Annotated in this window: 20 protein-coding genes, 1 tRNA gene and 1 pseudogene; 10 read left to right on the plus strand and 12 right to left on the minus strand. The window is 55.9% G+C overall.

The genetic code is table 11. The features are described from left to right. Nucleotides 1-90: 90 nt before the first annotated feature. The gene (locus tag AC3Y2E_RS27560; RefSeq protein ID WP_379216186.1) at nt 91-1,845 is read left to right on the plus strand and encodes an ABC transporter ATP-binding protein; all 1,755 of its coding nucleotides are present in this window, start codon (nt 91-93) and stop codon (nt 1,843-1,845) included. Continuing rightward, nucleotides 1,842-3,599, plus strand: coding sequence for an ABC transporter ATP-binding protein (locus AC3Y2E_RS27565; RefSeq protein WP_379216188.1), 1,758 nt, complete (start codon nt 1,842-1,844; stop codon nt 3,597-3,599). Before AC3Y2E_RS27560 ends, AC3Y2E_RS27565 begins: the two co-directional genes overlap by 4 nt. An 848-nt stretch (nt 3,600-4,447) precedes the next feature. Here the strand turns inward: AC3Y2E_RS27565 and AC3Y2E_RS27570 are convergent. From AC3Y2E_RS27570 to AC3Y2E_RS27595, 6 genes are all read right to left on the minus strand, one after another. Then, nucleotides 4,448-4,987, minus strand: a complete 540-nt coding sequence (locus AC3Y2E_RS27570) for a hypothetical protein (protein ID WP_379216190.1) — start codon at nt 4,985-4,987, stop codon at nt 4,448-4,450. 185 nt (nt 4,988-5,172) lie between these two features. Further along, complete coding sequence (locus AC3Y2E_RS27575) at nt 5,173-5,499, minus strand: hypothetical protein (protein ID WP_190930171.1); 327 nt, start codon at nt 5,497-5,499, stop codon at nt 5,173-5,175. 167 nt (nt 5,500-5,666) lie between these two features. Next, nucleotides 5,667-6,179, minus strand: a complete 513-nt coding sequence (locus tag AC3Y2E_RS27580) for a GNAT family N-acetyltransferase (RefSeq protein WP_379216193.1) — start codon at nt 6,177-6,179, stop codon at nt 5,667-5,669. A gap of 30 nt (nt 6,180-6,209) precedes the next feature. Beyond that, nucleotides 6,210-6,536, minus strand: coding sequence for a MazG nucleotide pyrophosphohydrolase domain-containing protein (locus AC3Y2E_RS27585; protein WP_379216195.1), 327 nt, complete (start codon nt 6,534-6,536; stop codon nt 6,210-6,212). A gap of 33 nt (nt 6,537-6,569) precedes the next feature. Continuing rightward, nucleotides 6,570-7,178: a nucleotidyltransferase family protein gene (locus AC3Y2E_RS27590; RefSeq protein WP_379216197.1), complete on the minus strand. Its 609-nt coding sequence runs from the start codon at nt 7,176-7,178 to the stop codon at nt 6,570-6,572. A 13-nt stretch (nt 7,179-7,191) separates the two neighbouring features. Continuing rightward, entirely contained in the window at nt 7,192-7,488 is a 297-nt protein-coding gene (locus AC3Y2E_RS27595) for an antibiotic biosynthesis monooxygenase family protein (RefSeq protein ID WP_332075878.1), read from the minus strand. A gap of 361 nt (nt 7,489-7,849) precedes the next feature. Here AC3Y2E_RS27595 and AC3Y2E_RS27600 point away from each other — a divergent pair, with 361 nt between their 5' ends. Further along, on the plus strand, nt 7,850-8,803 hold the full coding sequence (locus tag AC3Y2E_RS27600) for an SPL family radical SAM protein (protein ID WP_379216200.1): 954 nt from the start codon (nt 7,850-7,852) through the stop codon (nt 8,801-8,803). A gap of 52 nt (nt 8,804-8,855) precedes the next feature. Here the strand turns inward: AC3Y2E_RS27600 and AC3Y2E_RS27605 are convergent, their stop codons facing one another. The 3 genes from AC3Y2E_RS27605 to AC3Y2E_RS27615 form a co-directional block, all read right to left on the minus strand. After that, the gene (locus AC3Y2E_RS27605; RefSeq protein WP_379216202.1) at nt 8,856-9,545 is read right to left on the minus strand and encodes a glycoside hydrolase family 73 protein; all 690 of its coding nucleotides are present in this window, start codon (nt 9,543-9,545) and stop codon (nt 8,856-8,858) included. Nucleotides 9,546-9,690: 145 nt separating this feature from the next. After that, nucleotides 9,691-10,953 (minus strand): DNA polymerase IV, encoded by a 1,263-nt coding sequence (locus AC3Y2E_RS27610; RefSeq protein ID WP_483875103.1) that lies wholly within the window; start codon nt 10,951-10,953, stop codon nt 9,691-9,693. Nucleotides 10,954-10,963: 10 nt separating this feature from the next. Further along, on the minus strand, nt 10,964-11,353 hold the full coding sequence (locus AC3Y2E_RS27615; RefSeq protein ID WP_332075874.1) for a YhjD family protein: 390 nt from the start codon (nt 11,351-11,353) through the stop codon (nt 10,964-10,966). 312 nt (nt 11,354-11,665) lie between these two features. Here AC3Y2E_RS27615 and AC3Y2E_RS27620 point away from each other — a divergent pair, with 312 nt between their 5' ends. After that, nucleotides 11,666-11,938, plus strand: coding sequence for a hypothetical protein (locus AC3Y2E_RS27620; protein ID WP_379216207.1), 273 nt, complete (start codon nt 11,666-11,668; stop codon nt 11,936-11,938). A 965-nt stretch (nt 11,939-12,903) separates the two neighbouring features. Continuing rightward, complete coding sequence (locus AC3Y2E_RS27625) at nt 12,904-13,530, plus strand: LysE family translocator (RefSeq protein ID WP_379216209.1); 627 nt, start codon at nt 12,904-12,906, stop codon at nt 13,528-13,530. A gap of 343 nt (nt 13,531-13,873) precedes the next feature. On the opposite strand, the gene AC3Y2E_RS27630 is transcribed toward AC3Y2E_RS27625, so the two are convergent. The 3 genes and pseudogenes from AC3Y2E_RS27630 to AC3Y2E_RS27640 form a co-directional block, all read right to left on the minus strand. Beyond that, nucleotides 13,874-14,089: a glycine zipper domain-containing protein gene (locus AC3Y2E_RS27630; RefSeq protein WP_379216211.1), complete on the minus strand. Its 216-nt coding sequence runs from the start codon at nt 14,087-14,089 to the stop codon at nt 13,874-13,876. A gap of 319 nt (nt 14,090-14,408) precedes the next feature. Then, nucleotides 14,409-14,903, minus strand: a pseudogene (locus AC3Y2E_RS27635) (C40 family peptidase); the annotation flags it as partial. 327 nt (nt 14,904-15,230) lie between these two features. Further along, a tRNA-Thr gene (locus tag AC3Y2E_RS27640) sits at nt 15,231-15,303 on the minus strand. Between the two features lie 283 nt (nt 15,304-15,586). On the opposite strand from AC3Y2E_RS27640, the gene AC3Y2E_RS27645 reads away from it, so the two are divergent. From AC3Y2E_RS27645 to AC3Y2E_RS27665, 5 genes are all read left to right on the plus strand, one after another. Next, complete coding sequence (locus AC3Y2E_RS27645; RefSeq protein ID WP_379216213.1) at nt 15,587-17,887, plus strand: helix-turn-helix domain-containing protein; 2,301 nt, start codon at nt 15,587-15,589, stop codon at nt 17,885-17,887. Between the two features lie 576 nt (nt 17,888-18,463). Beyond that, nucleotides 18,464-19,426 (plus strand): ABC transporter permease, encoded by a 963-nt coding sequence (locus AC3Y2E_RS27650; protein WP_379216215.1) that lies wholly within the window; start codon nt 18,464-18,466, stop codon nt 19,424-19,426. Nucleotides 19,427-19,484: 58 nt separating this feature from the next. Further along, a complete protein-coding gene (locus tag AC3Y2E_RS27655) occupies nt 19,485-20,354 on the plus strand; it encodes a carbohydrate ABC transporter permease (RefSeq protein WP_332075813.1) in 870 nt (289 codons plus the stop codon). A gap of 109 nt (nt 20,355-20,463) precedes the next feature. Next, on the plus strand, nt 20,464-22,041 hold the full coding sequence (locus AC3Y2E_RS27660) for an extracellular solute-binding protein (RefSeq protein ID WP_379216218.1): 1,578 nt from the start codon (nt 20,464-20,466) through the stop codon (nt 22,039-22,041). A 112-nt stretch (nt 22,042-22,153) separates the two neighbouring features. Continuing rightward, nucleotides 22,154-23,965: a hypothetical protein gene (locus tag AC3Y2E_RS27665; protein ID WP_379216220.1), complete on the plus strand. Its 1,812-nt coding sequence runs from the start codon at nt 22,154-22,156 to the stop codon at nt 23,963-23,965. The last annotated feature ends 1,192 nt before the right edge of the window (nt 23,966-25,157 follow it).

Below are 25,157 nucleotides of genomic sequence, written 5' to 3' on the forward strand. Positions count from 1 at the left end.
TCCCGTTGACGCCCTGCCGGGAATCTTCTACAGTTACTATCATGGTTGCGACCCGGCTTTCGGGTCTGTCCGGAAGGGAGCACGTTTCATATGCCCGAATTTAAAATACCTTTACGCCAATACGCGGGATTATTGCACCATTACTTGCGTTCGCAGCGGCGATCGATTATTGCGCTGAGCGCCCTGCTCGTCGCCGGACTGATCATGCAGCTCGTCAATCCGCAATTCATCCGTTACTTCATCGATTCTGCGCAAGGCGCGGAGTCCAACCGGGCTTTGTGGATCGCCGCCGGCCTATTCATCGGGGTGTCGCTGCTGCAACAGATCGTCACGGTCGGCGCGACCTATATCAGCGAAAATATCGGTTGGATCGCGACCAACAAGCTTCGGGGCGATGTAGCCGAGCATTGTCTGGGCCTGGACATGTCGTTTCACAAGTCGCATACGACCGGTGCGATCATCGAACGCGTCGACGGCGATATCAATACGCTGGCCAACTTTTTCTCCAACTTCGTCATTACGCTGGTGAGCAATCTGCTGCTGGTCGTCGGCATTCTCATCCTGCTGTACCGCGAAGGCTGGCTGGTCGGAATCGGCATGACCTTTTTTGTCGTCGCCGCCATTTATTCGATCCAATATATTCGTAAGTTCGCCGTCCCCCACTGGGGCAAGCTCCGTCAGATCAGCGCCGACTTCTTCGGTTTTCTCGGCGAGCATCTGGAAGGCACCGAGGATACCCGGGCTAACGGGGCCAGCGGCTTCGTCATGCACAAATTCCATACGCTGCTGCGCACCTGGCTGCCGATCCGGGTCCGCGCCTTCCTCGGCTGGGCGGCGATGTGGATTACGACACTGGTCGTGTTTACGATCGGCAATGCGATCGCTTTTGCGCTGAGCGCCTATTTGTGGCATAAAGGAGCGATCTCGATCGGCACCGTTTATATGATCTTTTATTACACCGAGCTGATGGCCAAGCCGATCGAGAAAATTCGCACGCAGATGGAGGATTTGCAAAAAGCGGACGCCAGTATCGTCCGAATCCGCCAGTTGCTCGATACACAGCCGGCAGTTCGTGACGGAATCGGAACGCCGATTCCGGGCGGGCCTCTTGCCGTTAAGTTCGACGACGTCACCTTTTCGTATGAGAGCGGCAAAGCTACGCTGGACGGCATCGATTTCCATCTCGAGAAAGGCCAGGTGCTCGGCCTGCTGGGGCGGACCGGCAGCGGCAAGACGACGCTGGCGAGGCTGATGCTCCGGTTTTACGATATCCAGCAAGGGGAAATCCGGCTGGGCGGCGTCCCGATCCGGGATACGCGGCTTCGGGAACTGCGAGGGCGGATCGGCATGGTGACGCAAAACATCGAAATTTTCCAGGGCACGGTCCGCGATAATTTGACGTTTTACGACACGTCCATACCCGATGAACGAATGATTCGCGTGCTGAACGAACTCGGCCTGGACAGCTGGCTGAGCTCCCTTCCGCAAGGGCTAGATTCGACGCTCGAATCAGGCGGCGGCGGACTGTCCGCAGGCGAGGCGCAGCTGCTTGCTTTTGCCCGCGTCTTTCTCACCGATCCCGGTCTTGTCATTCTGGACGAAGCGTCATCCCGTCTCGACCCCGCCACCGAGCAGCTTCTGGAGGCGGCCGTGACGAAGCTGCTCCGCGAGAGGACCTGCATCATCATCGCGCACCGGCTGGCAACCGTGCAGCGCGCAGACCGGATCTTGATTCTCGATAATGGCCGGATTTCCGAGTTCGGGGACCGCGAGGCGCTGGCGGCCGATCCGGACTCCCGATTTAGCCGGATGCTCGCGGCCGGAATGGAGGAGATGCTCGTATGACGACCTTTCAACTGTTATGGCGGCTGATCTGTTACCGGCCGCGCTGGTATATCGCCAACGCCTTGATGTGGACGCTGATCTATCTGACCCCGATTTTGCCGGGCCTGGTCACGAAAGCCTTTTTTGATACGCTGTCGGGCTCCGCGCCCGCGCAGCTCGGTTTGTGGACGCTGATCATCCTGCTGCTCGGCACGGCTCTGGTCCGGTCCGGCTTTATCATCGGCGGGTTTATTACCGACGTTAATTTCCGGATGCGCGTCGGCGGGCTGCTGCGCCGGAATATGCTGCATCATATCTTAAAGGAGCCGGGGGCCAAGGCGATTCCGATCTCCCCCGGCGAAGCGATCAGCAATTTCCGCGACGATGTGGAGCAGACGGAGGAAGCGATCAGCTGGTCGGTGGACGCGTTCGGCATGACGGTGTTCGCCATCGTATCGTTTGCGATTCTGATGGGAATCGACGCCCGTCTGACGCTGCTCGTCTTCGTTCCGCTCGTATTGGTCGTGACGGCGGCGCAGTTGTCGACGACGATGCTGCAGAAATACCGGGCGGCCAGCCGGGAAGCGACCGGGCAGGTAACCGAAGCGATCAGCGAGATGTTCGGCGCCGTTCAGGCGATTCAGGTCGCGGGCGCGGAGAGCCGGGTCATCGGACGGTTCAAATCGCTGAACGACCAGCGCCGGAGCGCGATGCTGAAGGACAAGCTGCTCAACCAGACACTCGATTCGGTATTCTCCAACACGGTGAATTTCGGGACAGGACTCATCCTGCTGCTCGGCGCCCAATCGATGCGGAGCGGCAGCTTCACGGTCGGGGACTTCGCTTTGTTCGTGTATTACTTGACGTTCGTGACCCAGTTTATCCAGAACTTCGGCAAGTTCATCACCTACTTCAAGCAGACGGAAGTGTCCAAGAAGCGGATGGAAAGCCTGCTGCAGAACGCGCCGCCGACGCGGCTCGTCGAGCCGCATCCGCTGTATCTCCGCGGCCCGCTTGAGGAACCGTTCATTCCCGCCAAGACGGAATCGGACCGGCTGGATCGGCTGGATGTGAACAATCTGACGTATCGTTATCCGGAGACAGGCCGGGGGATTGAAGCGATCGATCTCAGTCTGCCCCGCCATTCGTTCACCGTTATTACCGGACGGATCGGCTCCGGCAAGACGACGCTGGTGCGCGCTCTGCTCGGCCTGCTGCCGAAGGACGAGGGCGACATCCGCTGGAACGGCCGTCCGGTCGACGACCCGGGCAGCTTCTTCGTACCGCCGCGAAGCGCGTACACGTCTCAGGTGCCGCGACTGTACAGCGACACGCTGAAGCGCAACATTCTGCTCGGCGCCGCCGACGATCCGGCCAAGCTGGATGCGGCGATCCGCGCCGCGGTGCTGGAGCCGGATCTGGCGGGACTTCCCGCCGGGCTGGATACGGTCATCGGCCCGCGCGGAGTGAAGCTGTCCGGCGGCCAGGCGCAGCGGACGGCCGCAGCGCGTATGTTCGTGCGCGAGGCCGAGCTGCTCGTCTTCGACGACTTGTCGAGCGCGCTCGACGTCGAGACGGAGCGGCGGCTGTGGGAGCGGCTGTTCGAACGCCGCGAAGCGACCTGCCTCGTCGTCTCGCACCGCAAATCGGCGCTCGCCTATGCCGACCGCATCCTCGTGCTGAAGGACGGGCGGCTCGAAGCGGAGGGCACGCTTGAGGAGCTGCTCGCCGGCAGCGAGGAGATGCGCAGGCTGTGGAACATGGAGCTGGAGTAGAGAGCGGGCTTGAAAGCAACATTGGTTTGGGGTACGGATGGGGTCTAGACTAGGTGTTGGAGTAAGCGTCGGTTGGAGTAGGTGCCATACGCTTACATGTACTAGCGGAAGTCTCACTTCCTATATCGCAATAGAACAGCGTAATAAGACGGGTTACCGGAAGTATCGTTTCCGCTATACCCGCTAAAAAGGCTGTGATCCCCCTTTTTCGCGAGAATAGAGGAAGTTTTTCTTCCGGTATGACCGCTTTTACGGGAATATTCGTACATTAGAGGAAGTAAACTTTCCGCTACATTTTCAGATATTACGTGGTTCGGCTGTTACGCAGTCGGTTTGGCGGTTTGGCGGTTTGGCGGTTTGGCGGTTTGGCGGTTTGGCGGTTTGGCGGTTTGGCGGTTTGGCGGTTTGGCGGTTTGGCGGTTTGGCGGTTTAGCGGTTTAGCGGTTTGGCCGTTTGGCCGTTTGGCCGTTTGGCGGTTCCGCCGTTCGCAATTCTGCTGTTCGGCAGGCTGCTGTCCCGACACATCATGTGCCGTCCCATAGAAAGAAAGGTGGTCTCTCACCCGTTCTTAGATGTCCATGCGTTGAAAGGTTGAAGAGCTACCACCCAATTAAAACCGATTCTTCCACCCTGATCAGAGGAGGAAGGAATCGGTTTTTATTAGTAAAGAATACCTTTACACTCCGCCGGCCTGGCGGCAACCTAACGTACCATTGTCGCCGCACCAGCATACTTGTCACTACTTTCCGCACCGTGCAAAGCACCCTTCGTGGGTGATCGGCGCCGCATGGCGGTGGTCAACCACACTTGCACTATCCGCGCTAGCCGGGCTACTCCGGCGCGTCAGCCTACACCCGCTCGAACGCCAGCGGCTCGTAATGCGAACTCCGTTCGAACGAGCCGGCGCTGCTTGCATAAAAGCCATCGTCCAGCCGGAATACGCCGTTGTTTGAAGCTACCCAAGGCGCGTCCGGAACCGGGTGGTAGCCCCGCATCACGGACCAGTTCGCGTAATTTTGCGGACCGTTGGACTCGATCAGTCCGACCCGCAGCCCGGGAATCGGCGCGAGCCGGGCCGCTACGTTTTTGTTCCAGTCGACCATCCACGGATTCACCGTCAGGTCTGCGCAGAAGCACGGCACGCCGCGTTCATAGGCCGTCTTGGCCACTTGCAGCGCTACGCTGATCGTTTTGGCGACCGGCTTGAGCGTAATCGCCCCGTACCCCAGATCGATCCGCTCCCGCGCATCCCCGGCATGGTGGACGCTTTCGTCCGCCGCTACGCGAACGGGGATCGCTTCCACCGATACTTTGTTTTCTTCCGGAAACGGCTCTTCAAGCAAAATCGTCCGCTCCAACGCTCCGATCTTGTCGGCATGATCAAGCAAGCTGCATCACACGCTCCGCTGTATCATAACGGCCGTTGGCGTCGAGGTATTAAACGACCCGGCCGCTGTCCGTGTACGGCCGCCCTTAAACTCCTTCTCCATCTTCTCCATACAAAAAACCGCCGGAATCCAGCTCCGACGGTTCCTCTCTACTGCCGGCGCTTCCTGCCACGCGCCATCCGTACTTATCTCACTCGGCGATACGGGCCGGACGAATACCGATTGTCCTGCTGCGTCAGCGCGCTCAAGATCAGAACGATCGCCGAGATGATGTGCATGATCATGCCGACAATTGGAATAAAGCCGACGATGCTCGTCACAATCCCGACGACGCTGCCCAGCCTGCCCGCATTTTCTTTATGACAAATCAGCAGGGTGACCAGGTGCAAAGCCAACATCACCCATAACGCCGTGTATCCGCTGAATATAACGAACGCGCCTCCCAGAACCGGGATGCCGAGGAATGCTTCCATGCCGCCCGTAACGAACTTCATCAATCGCGATAAGCTCATAGTGATACTCTCCTCCCGAATGCAGGCGCTGCAGCCCGCTCTTGATTATGTACTCAGTATAGCACCCGGGAGAAGCATCTACATCGGACCAAAGACAAAACCTCTTCCCCGTCCAAGGTCGGGCATCCCACTCGTCCATCTGACCGGAATCGACGTTAGATTACACGTTATACCCGATCCTTCAGCTCCAGACGGAATACGACGCGCCTTCCTCCCCGCCCGTCGTAATCGTCGCAAACGGGGAGTCCTTCCGCTATACGGTCCTGAGCGTCCATCCGGAATCCGAGTCTGGTGTGAAACGCGATCGAGCCCGACTTCGTCGGAGCGGTCACGCAGACGACTGCGCTTCGTCCCAGATCCCGGACCGTTTCGATAAACTCGTCGTACAAAGCGCGCGCAATCCCCGTTCCCCGGCAATCCGGGGCCACCATCACGAGACGGATGTAAGCCTCGTCCGGCAAGCTTTGCGACAAAAAGCCGAGCACAAAACCTACGATGCGTCCCTCCTTGACGGCGACGAAGCACGTCTGGCGGAAATGCCGGAAAAACCATTTCGTCAAACAATCGCTTTCTACCGGGCTTCCCCACCATGCCTCCGCCACCGAACGAATCGGAGCGCAGTCATCGGGCTCGATCTCGCGGATCGCATACAACAGCCTGCTTTCCGGATACCGTTCCATTCCCGTTCATCCCTCCCTTCATCCTTCCGTTCATTCACCCTTCTTGGCCGGATATCGGGTGTGGTTCAACTGCTCTTTCAGGCGGCAGCTCGTCTCCAGATCGATCCCATATAGATTGGCGATCGCCGCAACGTAGTACAGGACGTCATATAGCTCTTCATCGATCGTCCCTTTAATTTGCCCCGTTTCCCGGTACAGCTTGTCCTTGCGGACAGCTTCGGCCAGCTCGCCGATTTCCTCGAACAGCTTCAACATATACTGGTGCTTCAGCTCGGGACGGTAATCCTTCTCTTTAATGTAAGCTTGCAGCTGGTTTAGCGTTATCGTTTGCCGTTCCTGTTGGCCGCCATTCCCCATATTCCGCTCCTCCCTGCTCGTCCGACCGAACGTCTATTGATCCCATGGCAGGATTGTCAGATCCGGCCACTTCGCTTTCCACTTGGCCGCTTTGCGTTCGTAGATGTCTTGGGTAATCTGCGTTTTGTTCGCTCTCACGATCATGCCGAACAGGTCGTTTAAACCGTACGGAGCGTATACCGACGGCTTCCCCGGTCCGTCCAGGCGGATTCCGACGCAGGTCGCCGTCGTCGGCCAGCTGTTGATCGCTTCTTCCAGTGTCCGGTACGGGCGGATCGGAAACCCGAAACGCGATTCGTACCAGAGGTGGACGCGGGCCTGGTTTTTCACGTCGATCCGCACCGGGGCGTCGGCAAAAAGCGCCTGCGCCTTGCGTACCATCCGGTCCTCCGCTTCAAAGCTCAGATCCCTGTCGTCGTAATAAACGAAATCCGCATCCTCGATTCCGTAAAGCGGGTCGTAGCCCGACAAAACGTTCCATACCGTCTGGACGATACAGCCGGCTCCCAGATAATAGCTGTGCCGTCCAAGGGAAGGCGCCGCCTCGAGCATGGCGGATAGCCACGACTGTTCGGACGTCATCGACCACAGCAGCTCGGTTTGGGCGGTTATATCGCGATTGTAGCCTGCAAATTCGCTCACCGGGCGCCTCCCTTCAAGATGGATAGATTCGCCGGAAATGCTCGACGGTCGGGAACGGATCGTAGAAATGATGCAGCAGCCTTTTCCACTCCTGATACTTCTCGGAGCCGCGGAAGCCGATCGTATGGTCTTCCAGGGTGTCCCAGCGGACGAGCAGCAAATATTTGCGTTCTTCCTCAATGCAGGCATGCAGCTCATGCGAGCGGTACCCCGGCATGGACGAGATAATCGCCGACGCTTCGGCAAAAGCGGCTTCGAACCGCTCCGCCTCTCCCGGCTTAACTTGCAGCATGGCGGATTCCAAAATCATAATCATCTTCCTCTCTGGACAGGATATTCGGCGAGTAGTCACGGACCGGACTGCCGGCACACCGACAATGGGAAACGGCCTGTTCGCGACATTATACGCTACATCCCCTTGGAGGGACAACCATTTTGTGGAGTAGGCGGTACCGCTATCGTACCCAATAGCCGCTGACGCAAGTGTCGGCTGAACTTATGACGAATTCATGCCGGTGCCGCCTAATAAGCCGCCGCTTCCGGGATCGGAAGCCTCGGACCCGCTACAGGTAACCTGCCTTCCCTGCTGGTGGAACATACCGATTGCGCGGCCGGATTGCTTTTGTTAATATAGGAACACACGTTCTTATTATAACAGGTGGTGAAGGTGAATGAAACGTCAAATTCGTTACGAGCCGATGCCCGTCAAAACCATGCTTAACGCCGTTAAAGCTCCGTCCATGCCGTTCGAGCAGTCCATTAATCCGTACCGGGGATGCCAGCACGGCTGCGCCTTCTGCTATGCCCGTTCCACGCATTCGTTCCTGGGCGCCGAAGCCGACGATACGTTTCAAAACCGCATTTTCCTGAAAACCAATGCGGCCGAAGCCCTTAAGGAACAGCTGGAGAAGATGGCTCGGTCGCGCAAAGGCATCGGAGGTATAGGCCGGATTGCGATCGGTACGGCGACCGATCCGTATCAGCAGGTCGAAGCCAAGGCCCAGTTAACCCGGCAGTGTCTGGAGGTGCTGGCGGATTATCCGGTTCCGGTATCGATCACAACCCGGTCGCCGCTGATTTTACGCGATCTCGACCTGCTTCGGCGCATGCCCGACGTGTCGGTCAACATCAGCATCGGCACGCTGCGTACGGACATTTGGCGCAATTTCGAGCCCTCCACTCCTTCTCCGGCCAAACGTCTGGACACCGTCCGTCAGCTCAGGCAAGCCGGTATACCGGTCGGCGTATTCGTTGCGCCGATCTTGCCCTTTCTATCGGACGGGGAGGAGGATTTGCACAGCCTCATACGAGCGCTGGCGGAGCATCGTCCCGAGTATGTCATGTCTTCGTTCCTGCGGCTGAGTACCCGGGAAGTGAAGGTGTGGTTTTTCCACACGCTGCGGGAGTTGTATCCGCATCTGACCGAAACGTATGCGGCCTTGTACAACGGCACCTCCTCGGCACCGGAATCGTACCGCCACCCGCTTAGGCATAAGATCCGGCAGTGGCTTGTCCAATACGGTCTTCGGGACTCCGAATCGGTCCGATTAGCCGCTAAACCGCAGCCTGACGATTCGGCTTGCTCTACTGCGGGTCCCGCCGTCCAACAGTTATATTTGTTTTAGCTGTGGGCAACAAAAAAGGGAGGCAGCGCCAAGACAGCACCCCTCCTTTGTATCAGATTAACCCTTTGCGGTGCAGAACCGTGATAATCCGGTAAAAATCGTATGATCCGTTCTCCGGTGAATCGACCAGACCGGCTCGAACCGCCGCTTCAACGGCCGCCTCCGCCCAATCCGGCACCTCGGGCATGTTCAGCTGCTGCCTCACATCGGCCAGAGCTTGCTTCGTCCCGGCCAATTCCCCTTTTAGAGCCGCGAGCTGCGTTTTCAACTCTTCAATCGCTTGAATCATCTGATCCGCCTCCCGGTCGTAAGCTGTCAATCCGTAACTCTCAATGATGCTGATCAGCTTGGACGCATAGTTCGGGTCCGTCGCGTATCCGGCAGCCTGCAAGGCGCGCGCGGCACCGGCGTAATCTCTTGCGGCGCTGTGCGCAAAAAAGCCTGCGTTCGCGTACCTGCGGTTTTCATGCAAAAACCGCGAATGATCCTTGATGCTGTCCTCCCAGCTGGCGTACGTACGGAAGCCTGCCCGAATCGTCACCCACTGGCCGTTTATATATTCCCGCGTATCCTGTGTCGTTCCGCTTCCTTTAATACCGAACAAATTGTTGCCGGGCACCGAAGCCCCCCAGCCGGTTTCCAAAGCCGCTTGCGCGATTGTAATGCTGGCGAGCACCCCGGATGTCACCATGTTCTCGACGGCGCCTCCGGCGATTCGTCCGATAAACGTTTGGTTCGTCATGATGCACCACCGCCATCTCGTCGAATTTCAAGGATTGGCCTCGTGTTATCTTATGAAAACGGAAGGCGCGCGGGAACGGCTTATACCGGGGGTGGGGGATGGAACTCATCCCGGGGCGACAGGAAGCTTCGAAGCGGGTCCTTCGCTACTTATAATGCCCCCCGATCATCTTGGACCTACGCTGAGCCTGAGCCGGCGGGGTGGCGGACGACGCCCTCATCAGCGCCGTATTGCCGTACTTCAGCTTGACTTCATCGACCGTCCGCTCCAGCAGCATCCTCCGTTCACGGTCGTCCGGGAACATGGACATCTGGTACACGTCGTCCGAAGTCAGATCGGACAAGGTGACGCCTACTTTGCGGACCGGCATGCCGTTCCAATGTTTCTCGAACAGCCGGCAGACGGCCTCATACACTTCCCCCGTCAAGTTCGTCGTATAAGCCAGCTTCATCTGCCGGTAAAAGCCTGTCGGCCGGTCGAAATCCGCGCCCTGGCATCCCGCCGCGACGACCTGCCCCATCAGCCCCTTCGAACGGCACCGCTGGCACACCAGCTCCGACAGCTCGAGCAGCACCACCTTCAGATCCTCCAGATTCCGGTAATCGACCGGAAGTGTCATCATGTGGCCGATCCCCTTCTGCTGCGTATCGAACGTATAGGGGGATACCGGGGAATCGTCGTGGCCGTTGGCGATCCGCCAGAGCACCTCGGCGTTGATGTCGCTATTTTTCCCAAACTTGCGTCCGAGCATTTCTTTGACTTTATCCAGCGGGGTATTTGCCAGCTCTCCGATCGTCGTAATGCCGAGCAGGTTAAAATGCTGCGTCATCCGCGAGCCGACCATAAACATTTTGTCGATCGGGAGCTGCCACAGCGTATCCGCAAGCTTCTCTTTATGAAGGTGAAAGATGCCGGAAGGATCCTTTTTCGCATAATTGTCGCAAGCTGTTTTCGCTAAAATTTTGTTCTCGCCGATTCCGACCCGCGTCCGGATCCGCGTCTCGTTCCAGACCTGCTCCTGGATTGCCTTGGCGATTTGCTCCGGTTCGCCGTACAGGGCGCGGGAGCCGGTCACATCAATAAATTGTTCGTCGATGGAGTAAGGTTCGACCAGATCGGAGAAACGTTCGTAAATGCGGGTGATCTGCAAAGAAACGTCAATATAGTACTGCATACGGGGCTTGATAATCTCAAGCTGCGGGCACTTGGCGAGCGATTCCCGGATCGATTCCGCCGTCGTCACTCCGTATGATTTGGCGATCGGGCAAGCAGCTAATATGATACCGGACCGCCGCTCGGGATCGCCTGCAACAACGACAGGCTTGTTGTCCAGGTCCGGACGCGACGCTTTCTCGACGGAGGCATAGAAGGATTGGCAATCTGCGAGAAATACGATCCTTTTGCTCAACGCGGTTCCCTTACAGACGTCCGTCATATAGGCCCAGATAATAATCCATCAGCAGCTCGAGCTCTCCCCCGAACATACCGCGTATGAGCGTATACTTGGCCCGGCGCCCCCGGCAGTCGTACTCCCGGGAAACCTCCCTGTAGTTCCGTTCCTCCCCGTAAAGGACGATTCCGCGTCTGCGCAGCTCCCGCTCGGTTATCGCCATATCTTCGCCGATGCGGCTGATGGCCCGTTCCATTACGGCCAGATAAGGTGCGGAGAAGACGAACGGCCCCTCGTTTTCGGTTTTGTCCTTGTCTGCGGTAAAAATGGAAAGGACGACGGGCAGAAGGGTCGCGTTACGAAGTATTTGCATTTCCTCGGGAGAAGCGTCGAGATGCACATCAGATGATAAGGACATACGGAACACCTCCGAATAAAATAAGAACACATGTTCCTATTATAATCCGACCCGGCGTTTTTATTCAACAAATAACCCCCGACAAAAAAGCCCAATTCACGTTTCGACCCAGGGACAAGCAGTTGGGCTGGGCATAAGTGGGGGAATAGGGGCGCTCCACAGGGCGCGATCGGATAAACAAATGGATATGCCGCATGCACAGCCTGCCCTCCACTGCCCTGCCCGCCTCCCCTTGCCGGGTCGTGCTGGAATAAATTCGTGCACAGCCGGAAACGATAAAGGAAATCATGTCATCGAGAGGAGACCATTCGCATGACCGAGCACAGTACGGATCACAGCATGTTCGAACAAACCGCCTTTGAGACTGCCGGCATACCGACGCCTTACGATCAACAGGACATAGGCTCGACGGACGGTGTCAGCGATGCCATCCAGAGCATCATGGATCATATTGAGGAAGAGATTTACCATGAGCCGGAGCCGGACCGCAAAGCTGGCGATGGAGCGGCAACAGCGGACGCAACGGACATAACAGACCAACAGATTGAACGAACCGAACGGACCAAAATTTACAAACCGGATTAGGAATCCCGTCTGGTACAACCGTATAAGCAAAGCTTCAAAACGAAGCCTTTCCACGACGAATGACCCGGCGCATGAGGCAGCTCCCTCGTAAAGAATGCTTCACTTCACCTGCTCTAACGCTTAGTAAAGTTGAACTTTGTTTATTAAAAAGCAAAACCGTCCGGTAAATCGCCCGGACGGTCCTTTGACGTGCGAATCCATACGTATGCGTGTGGGAGGGAACGGGAATCTTCACTCCAGCCGCTGTGATGAGAGCTTTTACCATCTCAACTTCAAATGAGGCTCGTACACAGCTTTTCCGCGGGCGGGTTGTGTTCGCCTTCGCCAAAACGTATGCGCACGGGCTTTAAACTATATAAGAATCTTTGGCACCCTTTATTTTCGGCCTTTTCCAAAAAACGAACCAGATAAAGGCGGTTTGCATCCCTTATTTCAGCCAATTGGTGGGGCTGCACCCTTTTCGCCGATTTTAACAGCCTCAAACGAGACTGTCGATTCATTGTGGACAACCAAGTGGAAAGGGAAAAGATTAGCTTCTGGCGAGTTTTGCCTGGAATCCCCTACCTTACAATCCTTATTCAATCAAGGGATTCCGGACAACCTGTTTGAGCAGAAGAAGGTAACTTTTCACTTGGAACGGCCTGCTATCACTTCTACACAATGAATCGACAGTCTCACGAACCGCTCTTATTCGGTTTCTTCTACGCATGAGCAGGGCAAGCCCCGACCAGCAGCGATAACGACTTGCGGCACTTCCTCCCGGTCCGTCCCCAAGAGCAGCGGATGCGCAGCCGTTGTTCAGACCCATGAAAACCGTGATATAATAACGCAAGGGCTTGGAGTTGATCGTTCGAGGAGCGTTCAGAGGGGTAGCAGCCCGAGCTCCGAATGTTTGTTTTTTCATTTCTCCAGGCGGTTCAAAGTCAGAAAGAATAATGAAGGTTGTATAAAGGGAGATGAAACGCGTGGAGCTTCTGACCGCCCTGTCTTTCTTGGGGGTAGCCGTTCTGCTTACTCTGATGCCGGGTCCCGACAATTTGTTTGTGGTCGCCCAAAGCCTGTCGAAGGGCCGCAAAGCCGGGATCGCCACGGCACTCGGGTTGTGCTCGGGTCTGATCGTTCATATAACGGCCGCCACTCTTGGAATTTCAACGCTCATTTATCAGTCGGCCGTGGCGTTTGCAGTGGTGAAGTACGCAGGCGCGGCCTATTTGCTGTATTTAGCCTGGAAGTCCTTCCGCGAGAAGGAAGCAGACCTGACCCTTGCCGCTGACCGCCGTCCGGCGGACTACAAAGCTTTGTACAAAAAAGGAATCATCATGAACGTCCTGAATCCTAAAGTGTCGTTGTTTTTCCTGGCGTTATTGCCGCAGTTTGTCACAAGTTCGTCCGGCAGCGTCGCGGTTCAGATGCTGATCTTGGGAACGATCTTCTTAGCCCAGGCTTTACTTATTTTTATCGGGATCAGCGTATTTTCCGAAAAAGTGGGGAGCCTCCTGCGTAAAAGCCCGGTTCTCTCGAAACGAATTAACATCATCCAGGGGACGTTGTTTGGCATCATCGGATTAAAGATTGCTTTTAGCGAGAGGTAGCAAGCTGCGCGCGGCTTATACAGCGGAAAGAGAAAGAACGATGAGCAAAGAACATGGGATGCACATGATCCCTGGCAGGTCGTTGTCAATGCAGGGAAACGAGACTTCCGCTATAATGTGAAACGTTCATTACCAATTAGCCGAAAACGACGTTAATTCCGCGAAGGCAAACCAAGGGCTGTCCCAAAAGTGTTTGCATGACATGGGGACACCAATTTTCAAACGACGAAAGGACCTCGCCCCCAACTATACAGTGGAGGCTAAGGTCCTTTTCTTGAGGAAAATCATCTGAATTGGGGGCGCAAAAAAAGCGCAAAATGACTTCAGAGACAGCCCCTCGCTTTTACTCTTCACGGTTGGCGGCGTCCTCGCCATTTTCAGCGGCTTCGCCCGCTTTGTCTCCCAGCGAAGCTCCTACGATCCCGCCTACCACGGTACCGACCGGTCCCAAAGCGGAACCGACGACAGCTCCTAACGCGCCGCCGCCTACCGCCCCTACAACCTCTTCCGTGCTGGCTTCTCCGTTACCGTTACGGTTACGCTCGTTGTGTTCAGCCATTCCGCTCACTCCTTGTCCTCGTAATTAGAACGCTGCTGGATTCTACAGCAGACTACGAGGATAGGTTGCCCCAACCGGGCGGAAAAGATTCTTAACGAAATCAGGAAAAGGCGCGCTCCCGATCCTACGATTCGATTTCAGGTCTTTATTGGGTAAAGCTTCATTCAAAATCAAAGAGATCCCGCCAGTTCCATCCGTCGCTCCCCCAGCCTGAATCGTACTCCGGTTGCCCGGCTTCGGCTTCCGGTTCGGCCGGCTTTACAGTTTTGACAGGTGCCGCAGGCTTGGCAGGCTCAGCAACAGCTTGTTCCCCGGCAGGCAGCACACGGCGCGCCATGTTGTAGTGGCTGTCCCAAGATCCGGAGTTGAGATCGGAGATCGTTACGCCGGGAGTGCCATACGTATGAAGAATTTTACCATCCCCGATATAAATCGCTACGTGATGAATCGGGGAATAAAAGAAAACCAGATCGCCGGGCTGCAGTTGATCGCGCGGCACATAGGTCCCCACCTCAGACTGCTGACGCGACGAACGCGGTAATGTAATCCCGTTAAGCTTGTACACATGTTGAACAAAAGAGGAGCAGTCGAACGAACGGGTATCCCCGGATTCCGCCCCATATTTATAAGGGACCCCCATGAATTGTTGGCCCGTAGAGATGATCGCAGATGAAGCCGAAGCAGACGAGGATGAAGCCACGGCTGCATGCGCCGAACCGGAATTAAGGAACAAGCTGCCCGAAAACATCAACGAAAGACTCATGCCCGCGACGACAACCGCTTTTGCAAACGAGTGTTTTCTTATGATATTCATAGTTTCCTCCTCGAAGTAAGATGGTCTTGTGAATCGCTGCAACTATCGTAACACAAGTCGAGCCGACTAAAATTTGGCGAAGCACGGAGAAGTTCTTCGCATCGGCGGGTTACACTCGAATTATGAGAATTTGATTAGAATAAACGTTCACGATTTGTATTGACAAATCCAACATGCAGATTTCGGCACTTCCTCTGCGCACCGGCCGGCGTTTCGCCGCCTCTTTAATGTGCTTGCTCGCCACCCTTGTTGCAAGTTAATTTTCGATACAATAAAAAACGCACCCCCTCGATCACGAGAAGCTGCGTTAGTGCTGAGTTTATACGATGCTGATGAAGGGATTCGAACCCCCGACCTACGCATTACGAATGCGTTGCTCTACCAGCTGAGCTACATCAGCGCATCGGATATGAATCACACTTAATCTATAATACTCATTTCCAGAAGAAAGTCAACACAAAATTTCACGGCCAAGAATACCCCACAAGGAAATGCACATTATTGCCAAATCGTCCAAATCCCTACTGCCGCAAAGCGGTACAGGCTGCTTGCATCCGTCATTTCCTCCGCTTACGCATTGGAACCCAGGACGAAATCGTGTATGATTACTTTACAAGCGCTTACATGTTTCCTGCAAAAACAGGACGAAACGCTTCATCCACATCGTAGACGGAGGTTGTGCCATGATCAAGCGGTTCCGCTTGTTCCGCAGTCTTCCTTTCCAAAAGAAACTGCTTCTCTCCTCGCTGCTTTTAAGCGTACTGCCTGTGCTGCTGCTTGGCAGCGCCGCTTCTTATTTTGCCGCCTCCAGTATCCAGGATGAGGTCAATGCGAAGCATGCGTCGACGCTGCGGCAGCTGGAGAGCCAGGTGGACTCGCTGCTGAAGCGGCTCGATTACATGTCGATCCAGATCGCCGGAGATTTGACGATCGAGAAGTCGGCCCGCCTCGGCATCTCGATGGACGACCGGGTGACGCTCGAGACGACGCTGGATATGGTCGAGACGTTTCGCAAATACCGCAGCTTGTCCGATCTGCCCTTCCACTCCTACTTGGTGTACAACCATTTCGATATCGTATACTCGAGCAGGGACGGACTGCTGAACACCTACCAGTTTCCTTATTACGACGCGTTGCGGCAGTATGTGCCCAAGTTTACCGGCTCGTTGTTCCTCCCTTCGAACACGTATCCGAATCAGAGGGATTTTCTGATCGTCCGTCCGGTCGGAAGCTCGTCCACGGTAGACGGCGTCCTCTTTTTGCAGGTGGAGCCGGAGCGTCTTTTCGAGCTGCTGCAATCGGTGGAAATCAGCGGCGACAGCCAGCTGCTTGCGGTAGACAGCACCGGGCGCATCGTGCTAAGCCAGAAACCGATGGAGGTCGGAACGGCGCTTCCGGCTCCATTCGCGAAGCGGCTGACCCAAACCGTCCAGCCCTCCCCAACCGATACGGTCGCCTACGGAGACGAGTTATATCACGTATCCGTTCACCGGTCCGGCTACAACGACTGGACGTACGTCATCATCGCTCCCCAGGGCGGGCTGACCGCCAAGGCGGACCTGATCAAGCAAGTCACTTGGCTGATGGCCGGCTGTCTGGCTCTCGTCTGGGGCCTGATCGCCCTCTTCGCTTCCAAGCGGCTCTATTATCCGATCCGCGCCCTGCTGATGAAGCTGCCTCAGCGGACGAAGCCGTCCCAGGACGAGCTGCAGCAAATCGACGCCTTTATGCAGCAAATGATGGATACGAATCGCAGGCTGGACTACGAGCTTCGCGAGCAGATTCCCCAGCTCAAGGAAAATACGCTGCTCAAGCTGCTGCACGGAGAGCTGAACGACGCCGAGTTCGCGCTCAAAACCGAAGAGTATGCCTTGCCCCTTCGCGGGCGTTCATTTGCGGTATGCGTCTTTGAAGTAGACGCCTATATGGAGTTCCGGACCAGCTACATGGGCAAAGACCGCTCGCTCATGATGTACGCCCTGACGAAGCTCGTCGACGAGCTGGCGGCTCCATTATTTCCCGCCGTATGCGTCTCCCCTTCCTTCGGCCAGGTGGCGCTGATCGCGGGAACGGACGACCCTGCCGCTCTGGAAAGCGACATCGAAGACTTGTGCGGACGTGTCCGGATTAAGGCAAAGGAACTGTTCCGGTTCACGCTGACCGCCGGCGTCAGCCGCGTCCGGCCCGAGGTGCGTTGCATTCACGAAAGCTACATGGAGGCGGTCGAGCTGCTCAGCTTCCGGCTGCTGCTCGGTCACGATCTGACGATCAGCCAGCGTGCCGTTGAGTCGATGGACTCGGTCAAGCAGTCGGCCCGCAATTTGATCATGCGCCAGAAAGCGATCGTCAAGCGGATTTCCGAAGGAAATATAGCGGAGGCCGTAACCGAATTCGAAGATATGGTGCGGGAAATTCCCCGGCAGTTGACCGGGTTTAAGCCGGTCACCGGTATTTTTACGAACCTGATCGGCGAGATCGACCACTTGCTGAGTCAGCTCGGGTACGAACTGCATCAGCTGTTCCCGGACAATGTGTACGCCAAAGTAAACGAAGCGGAGACGCTCGACCAGTTGAAGGATTGGTTTGTCGATTGCTTCTTCCCGGCATTCCGCCATCATTTCGAGCGGCTTACCGTCCCGAACCAGACCAAAATCGCCCAGCAGGTTGCAGAATACGTCCAGAACGGGGCCGAAGGAGAACTATCGCTGCAGGAGGCGGCGGACCGGTTCGGCTTATCGCCCTCTCAGCTCAGCCGGATGTTCAAGGAAGAGATGCGGGTCAACTTCATCGATTACGTCATCGAGATGCGGATGTCCCGGGCGAAGGAATGGCTGGTCCACTCGGACATGCCGATCAAGCAGATCGCCGACCGGCTTCAATACACGACGACGCAAAACTTCTCACGCGCCTTCAAGCAAACGACGGGCATGTCCCCCGGACAATACCGGGAATCGGTCCGGCACCAGCAAGGGGGTTCGGCCTAAATACCGACAGTCGGAGCGGCGGGAGACGTTACGCTGGATCAGGTACAAGCGGATAAACGGGACCTTGCATCGCCCGGACGACATCGAGGAATACACCGCGCTTGACCCAAGCCCGCACTTATACGCGATCCGGAAGCTTTCCAACTCCTGTTTGCAGGGGGGCCGAAAGCTTCCTTTCACGTTTCCGGCATGTTGCTTGTTTTACTAATTGCTCCGGCTCCCGATCCGCTTTGAACCCGCATGCCCAAGCTGCAAGACATCTATTCCGACATTGCATCCTCCCGCACAGACTTTTATGCCCTGATGATCTTGTCCATCCCGGACAAGCCCGCCCGCCTGCCCGCCCGCTGATCGTCATCCCCCATCCACCTCTCCCTCTCACCACCTCAAAACCGCGTCATTACAAGCTTTCCCGGCATTATTCGGACATGTTTCAAATTTTGCATATCGGTATCTTTGTTTGCGGAGCCGCTTGAAAAAATAGATCGTTTACAGGCCGCATCCGTTTTTTCTATGATGACCTCATACAACCGACAAGAAACTATAGTCGTACCGGAAAGGGGGATAACCTACATTATGAGAACGGTTTCAAATCAAACAGCCGCACAAGTCCCTGTCACGTCCGGCTCCAAATGGAACCTGATCCGGCGGAAACTATGGAGAAGCCGGATGATGTATTTGTTTGTTCTGCCGGGCACGCTGTACTTCCTTATTTATAAGTACGTGCCTCTGCTCGGCTCGGTTATTGCATTCCAGGAATACAGTCCGTTCCAGGGGTTTCTGCACAGCGATTGGGTCGGCCTTGCCCATTTCCGGAAAATTTTCGACAATCCCGAAGTGGTGCAGGTGCTAATCAATACGATCACATTATCGTTTCTGCAAATCGCCGTCGCCTTCCCCGTTCCGATCGTGCTTGCCCTTATGCTGAACGAGACGCGGCACGAATGGTTCAAGCGGCTGATCCAGTCGCTCGTCTACTTGCCTCACTTCCTGTCCTGGGTCGTCGTGGTCGGGCTCGTGACGATTTTCCTGCGCAGCGACGGCGTTGTAAACGGTCTTCTGGAGCATGTGTTCGGGATCGAACCGATCCTGTTTCTGCAGCAGCCCTACCTCTTTAAGCCGCTTATCGTGCTGGAGGTTATATGGAAGGAAGCCGGATGGGGCACGATCGTGTTCCTGGCCGCGCTGGCCGGGGTGAACCCGGAGCTGTACGAAGCGGCTATCGTGGACGGGGCGAACCGGTGGCGGCGCATCTGGCACATTACGCTTCCCGGTATCCGCAGCACGATCGTGATTTTGCTTATTTTGCGGCTCGGTACGGTGCTGGACAACGGGTTCGAGCAAATTTTCCTCATGCTGAATCCGTACGTACAGGAGGTCGGCAACGTACTCGATACTTATGTGTACTATAAAGGTATTTTGCAATCCGACTTCAGCTTCGCGACCGCGGTAGGGCTGTTCAAGTCCGTCGTCGGACTCGTCCTGGTCGTGGCGGCCAACAAGCTGGCCAAGAAGTTTGGCGAGGAAGGCATCTACTAGTTTCAAAAGCCTCCCTATAGGGGGGACTACCATCACCACGAAGGAGGTGCAGCACGTTATGCAGCACCGGACTTGGCTCGGCCGGGCGGCCGACTGGGTGAACATCCTGGCATTGACTTTAATCGCGGCAGCCATGATCGTCCCGTTTCTGTACATTTTCTCGGTGTCGTTTTCCTCGATGGAGGAATATTTGCGCAAAGACTTTATTTTATGGCCGGACCGCTGGGTGACGGATGCTTATCAATACATTCTCGCCAACGACAAATTCGTCAAATCCGTTCTCATCACGATCTGGATTACCGTACTGGGCACGACGCTGAACCTGGTCTTTACGTCGACGATGGCTTATGCGCTGTCCAAACCGTTTTTCGGACAAAGAATGTTCCTGTTCCTGGTGCTGTTCACCTTCCTGTTCAGTGCGGGCATCATTCCGACCTATCTGGTCGTCAAGGAAACCGGCTTGCTGAACTCCATCTGGTCGCTGATCATTCCCGTCCTCATCAGCCCGTGGAATCTGATCGTGTTCAGCCAATTTTTCAAAAGCATACCCGAGGAGCTGAACGAAGCCGCGCTGATCGACGGGGCCGGGGAATTCACCGTCTTCTGGCGCATCATCATCCCGCTGTCGAAGCCCGCGCTCGCTACATTCGGCCTGTTCTACGCCGTGATGCACTGGAACTCGTACTTTACCGGCATCCTGTACTTGAGCAATCCGAACTTATGGCCGATCCAGATGCTGCTGCGCCAGATCGTTGTTGTCAACGACACGAGCTCGCTGATGACCGAACAGGTGCTGACCGACCCGCCTCCTGCGGAAACGATCCAGATGGCTGCGATTTTGCTCGCCACCCTGCCGATTCTGATCGTATATCCGTTTCTGCAAAAGCATTTCGCCAAGGGGGTGATGATTGGTTCAGTCAAAGGTTGATCGGAAATACTCTGAGGTGACAGACCGGGGGTCAAACAGGAACAGCTGAACCGTATCGGTCACGAACGTGAACGCATCGCATGTTTACAAATCTATGGAGGTGTCGCAAGTGAAAGGAAAAAAACTTGTCAGCCTGATGACCGTCTCCCTGCTCAGCATAGCCGTAGCCGCTTGTTCCGGAGGCGGCAAGCCCGCAGCCGACCCGAAACCGGGAGATGCGAACGCACCTAAAACGGCGAAGATGCACGATATCAGCTTCCTCAACTTTGCCTACACCATCTTCCCCGACCCGAACGGCAAAGGCGTCGAAGCGATCAAGCAAAAGTTTAACGCGAACATTAAAGCCCAGTTCGTGCTCCAGTCCGACTACAAAGAAAAGCTGAACGTCATTATGGCTTCCGGCGATATGCCGGACGTCGTAGCGGTGAAAGACCTCGATTCCAACTATTACAAATGGGCGAAGCAAGGTGCTTTCCTGCCGCTCGACGACTATATCGACAAATACGCGACGTTTAAAGGCGTCCCGAAAACGATCTACGACCAGTTCCGCGTCAACGGCAAAATATACAGCATCCCGATGTACGCGCCGACGTATACGTTCTCGGGGACGATCCGTCAAGACTGGCTCGATAACCTTGGCCTGAAAATGCCGACCAATTACAAGGAGCTGCTCGACGTCGCCATCGCCTTTACGAAAAACGACCCGGACAAAAACGGCAAAAACGATACGTATGGCTTCGCCCTCGGCCAGGACATCTCGCCGACGCATGCAATGGGCGCTTACTGGTCGCCGGCTTGGTATCATAAAGACAAGGACAGCAACTATATCCCCGGCTTGATCGGTCCGGGACGCAAAGAAGTGATCGAGACGCTCGCCGCCGCTTACAAAGAAGGTGCGGTTACGAAAGACTTCGCTGTGCTCAACTGGGCGCAGACGAACAAGGAATTCTACTCGGGCAAAGCGGGCATTTTCATCGGCACGCCTACAGGAATGGTCGAAGAATATTATACCGGCCTGCTGAAGGTGAACCCGACGGCCAAAGTAGCCCCGATCCCGTTCTTCAAAGCGCCTGACGGCTCGCAGGGCAATCCGAAGGCGAGAGGCTTCTTCGGACTGACGACGCTGTCCGCCAAGCTGAAGGACGATCCGGACAAAGTCAACAAAATTTTGGAAATTCTCGATTACGGCCGTCAATTTATCCCGGTTGCCGAGCGGACTCCGCAAAACCAGCAGTTTGACTGGATCATGGGCGGCAACGGCATCGGCTACGACATGGTTGACGGCAAACCGGCTCCGAAAGCCGGACAGGAAGCGAACACGCCGATCCAGTATATGCTCCAGCGCCACGAGTTCTGGAAGCCTTGGTCGCCGAACGATGAAGCGAATCAATACTCGATCGCCTCCTACAGCACGAAGGAAATGCAATCGTTCATCGCTACGATCGAGCAAATGGAGAAAACGTACAACAAAACGCCTTACGACGACCCGTCTTATCTCGTTTATTCCGAGACGCAGGCGTCCAAAGGAACGGAGCTGGACAAATATTTGCTCGGCGAACAAACGAAGATGATCTCCGGCCAGCGCCCGATCGCCGATTGGGACAAAGTGACCGAGGAATGGAAAGGCCGCGGAGGCTCGCAGCTGATGAAGGAAATCAACGACGGCATCAAAGCGGTTAAAAAATAAATCCTAACAGCTAGGGCAGCCATCCGTACGGCGCCGCCGGGCTCAACCAGGCCGGGCGGCGTCCTTTCGGCCGTTATGACTGCCCCTGCGCTCAGGGAGGAGTGCTGCGAAGATGGAACGCCCTACCGAATCCGACGAAATAGTAACGCTGACCCGAATGCGTGAGATGCTGCAGCAGTACGTGCCGGTCATCCGGCGCTGGACGACCCCGGACGGCAGACTGCCCGACCCGTTCGAGACCGTATACAGCGAAAATTACGCGCCTGCCAACGCCGCTGCGGTGCTCGCCTCCGTATGCAGCACCCGATCTTCTCAGGAAACTTCGGACTCGCTCAGCATAATGCTGGAGCGGACCGTGCAGCTGCTGGGCGACAAGCAAGGGGTTAACCCGTTTTGCCGCGTCTTTTTGTACCATTACGGTCTGATGGCGCTGCTGCTCGCACCAGAAGCCGATCGCTCCAGGCTGATTGGCCGGTTCGGACCGGATCTGGCAGCTTACGAGGACGACTGTGCCGTCGTGAACACGAATTGCGCCGCGCTTCAATGGGCGATGGAGCTGTTCACCGGCGCTCTCGGCCTGCGTGCCGTCGATCATGCGCTCCTCTCCCACCGGCTGAAGTTCATCGCGAACGCGCAGCTGGAATCGGGCTTTATCAACGACGAGGTCAACGAAACGCACAGCCATGACGGCATGCCGATCGCTTACCATGCGTTTACGCTGTTCCTGCTTACCGGCGCGATAGCCGTAATCGAGCGTTGGCCGGACGAGTGGCTTGTATCCCGCCGTGAAGCGGAATCGATCATCCGCCGCGGAATGGATTGGCTTCGTCATGCGATCACGCCGGACGGCTCGTTCGCCATGGTCGAGCGCAGCAGCTACCAGACGTTTACCTGGGGCGCGCTCGTCGCCCTGCTCGCTTATTGTTCCGGCGAATCCGGAAACGAATACGGCGCGGCCGCCCGGGATGCTTTCCGCAGTTGGCTGCCGTATGCCCATGAGGACGGGACTTACGGCTGTACCCCGAACGTCCTGCCGCACTCGCTGCGGGTCGGTTACGAGACGTACACTCACCTCAACATGTACAATTTGCTCGGTTTGACTGGTATTGCCGTTGCAGTGAGGCTGCTTGAACGTGGCGTTCGCCTGCCGGCCGGAGACAATCCCGCAGCAACCGGGGATTCGCACGGGCATGAGGGGCATGAAGACGAGGCAGGAGTCCTGGCAGGCTTGCAGGCCGGCGCCGAATCGTTCGTCGACAAGCATAGCGGATACGCTTTTTACAGGGGCGAACCCGGAGGCGCGAATTTCTTCGGTTGTACGCTCCGGATGCATAACCGCAAGTACGCTCCGGCGATGCAAGGGTTCCACTTCCGTCTGGCCGGACAGCGGCTTCCGCTAGCCGAGCCGCGTCTGCCCGAGTATCAAGAGGTGAGCGATCGGACGCTCCGGGACGGCGTGTGGGAAGGATTCGCCGTGACGGACGATAACGGCGTCCTGCATATCCCCGCGATTACGGGCAACGTCGAAGTCCGTCCGTCAGACAACGGGTTTACGATGACGCTGGAGACGGGACTGCTCCGCTGCGAAAAGACGATCGCCATCTCCGATTCCGGCATCGAATGGAGCTATGCCCTGACAGCGCTTCAGCCGCTCCGTTCGTGCCAGCATGTCGTCCCTCTCCTCGTTCACGATGGACGGAACGCCCTGGAGATCGCTTCCCAGGGCGGCGGACTGCGGCTTCGCTTTGCCGGCCGGATGTACCTGCTCGAATGCCCCGAAGCGGTCTCGCTGGACATGAACCTGCATCGTTCCCTGCTGTCCGTCAGCGGAGTATCCGCCCAGGCGCGCGCCGTCGTGGCCGGTCCCCTGCAAGCGGGAGACACGGTGCGGTGGACGACATCCCTGCGTCCCGTCACCTCATAAGCCCGCCGCTCGATCTCAGCCGGCTTCCGGCCCGATGCACCTTCGAATTCCGCGAGGAATTCGAAGGTTTTTCATTGGGAACAATCTATTCAAAAAATTGGACCCTATGTATAATGAAAGAAGAGGAAACTTCAAACTTCAATTTTTTACATCCTGGAATGTTACCGATAACTCTCCTCCTTCAAACGTTAGGCGAGTATACGTTTTTAACGAAGCTGAACCTCTCGGCACGCAAGACAAGCTACCTCTGGCGCAAGGGGTATCATGGTGGGAATGGTTTCGTTTCAACGCCTGCCTCCTATCGTGCCAGCAAGTGTCGCAGCCGTTCATCGTGGGAGCTCGACCTGATGCGCCCGCTTATAGGGACAGGGATCGTATAAGTGTGCGCATAAGAGCGGTTTGTACCCTTTATTTCGTCCGAAAACCCGCTTGGACACGGAATAAGAGCGGTTTGAGAGGCTGTCGATTCATTGTGGACAACCAAGTGGAAAGGGAAAAGATTACCTTCTGGCGAGTTTTGTCTGGAATCCCCTACCTTACAATCCTTATTCAATCAAGGGATTCCGGACAACCTGTTTGAGCAGAAGAAGGTAACTTTTCACTTGGAACGGTCTTGCTAACACTTCTACACAATGAATCGACAGTCTCGTTTGAGACTGCTAAAATAGGCGAAAAAGTGCACACTCCATCAGTTGGATGAAATAAGAAGTGCAAACCGCCTTTATTTACCTCAAACACCCCATAACGCCGAAAATAGAGGATGCCGGAGACGCTTATTTGCAGGTGATGCCTGCCCGGAAGGTTTTAGGTTAGACTTCAAACTTTAAACTAACTGCAAGTTTTAAACTTCCTTCAAGCTTAAACTTCAATCTTCAAAACTTCACACCCGCTTTCGGTCTCCATCCAGAGCTCGAACCTCATCACTCGAATTCCACTCCAGACTCAATCACCTACAGTTGAGACTGCGCACTTCGAAGAACCTTTTCGCCGGCGGACGGATGGAACGCCGTCGCTCTCTCGCCTGACTCACGCAGCAATCGAACCTGCTGCACGAAACCTAATCGTTTGAACCTCTCATGACTAAAGACACGAGATTCTTGGGTAGTCCCTTCTAACGAAGAGAAGTTCACCAAGCTAACCCTGTCGTTCCGACAGTTCGTGTAAGGATTACACAGCAAGAAGTCTTTTGCCT

This window comes from Paenibacillus sp. MAH-35 (assembly GCF_058135425.1).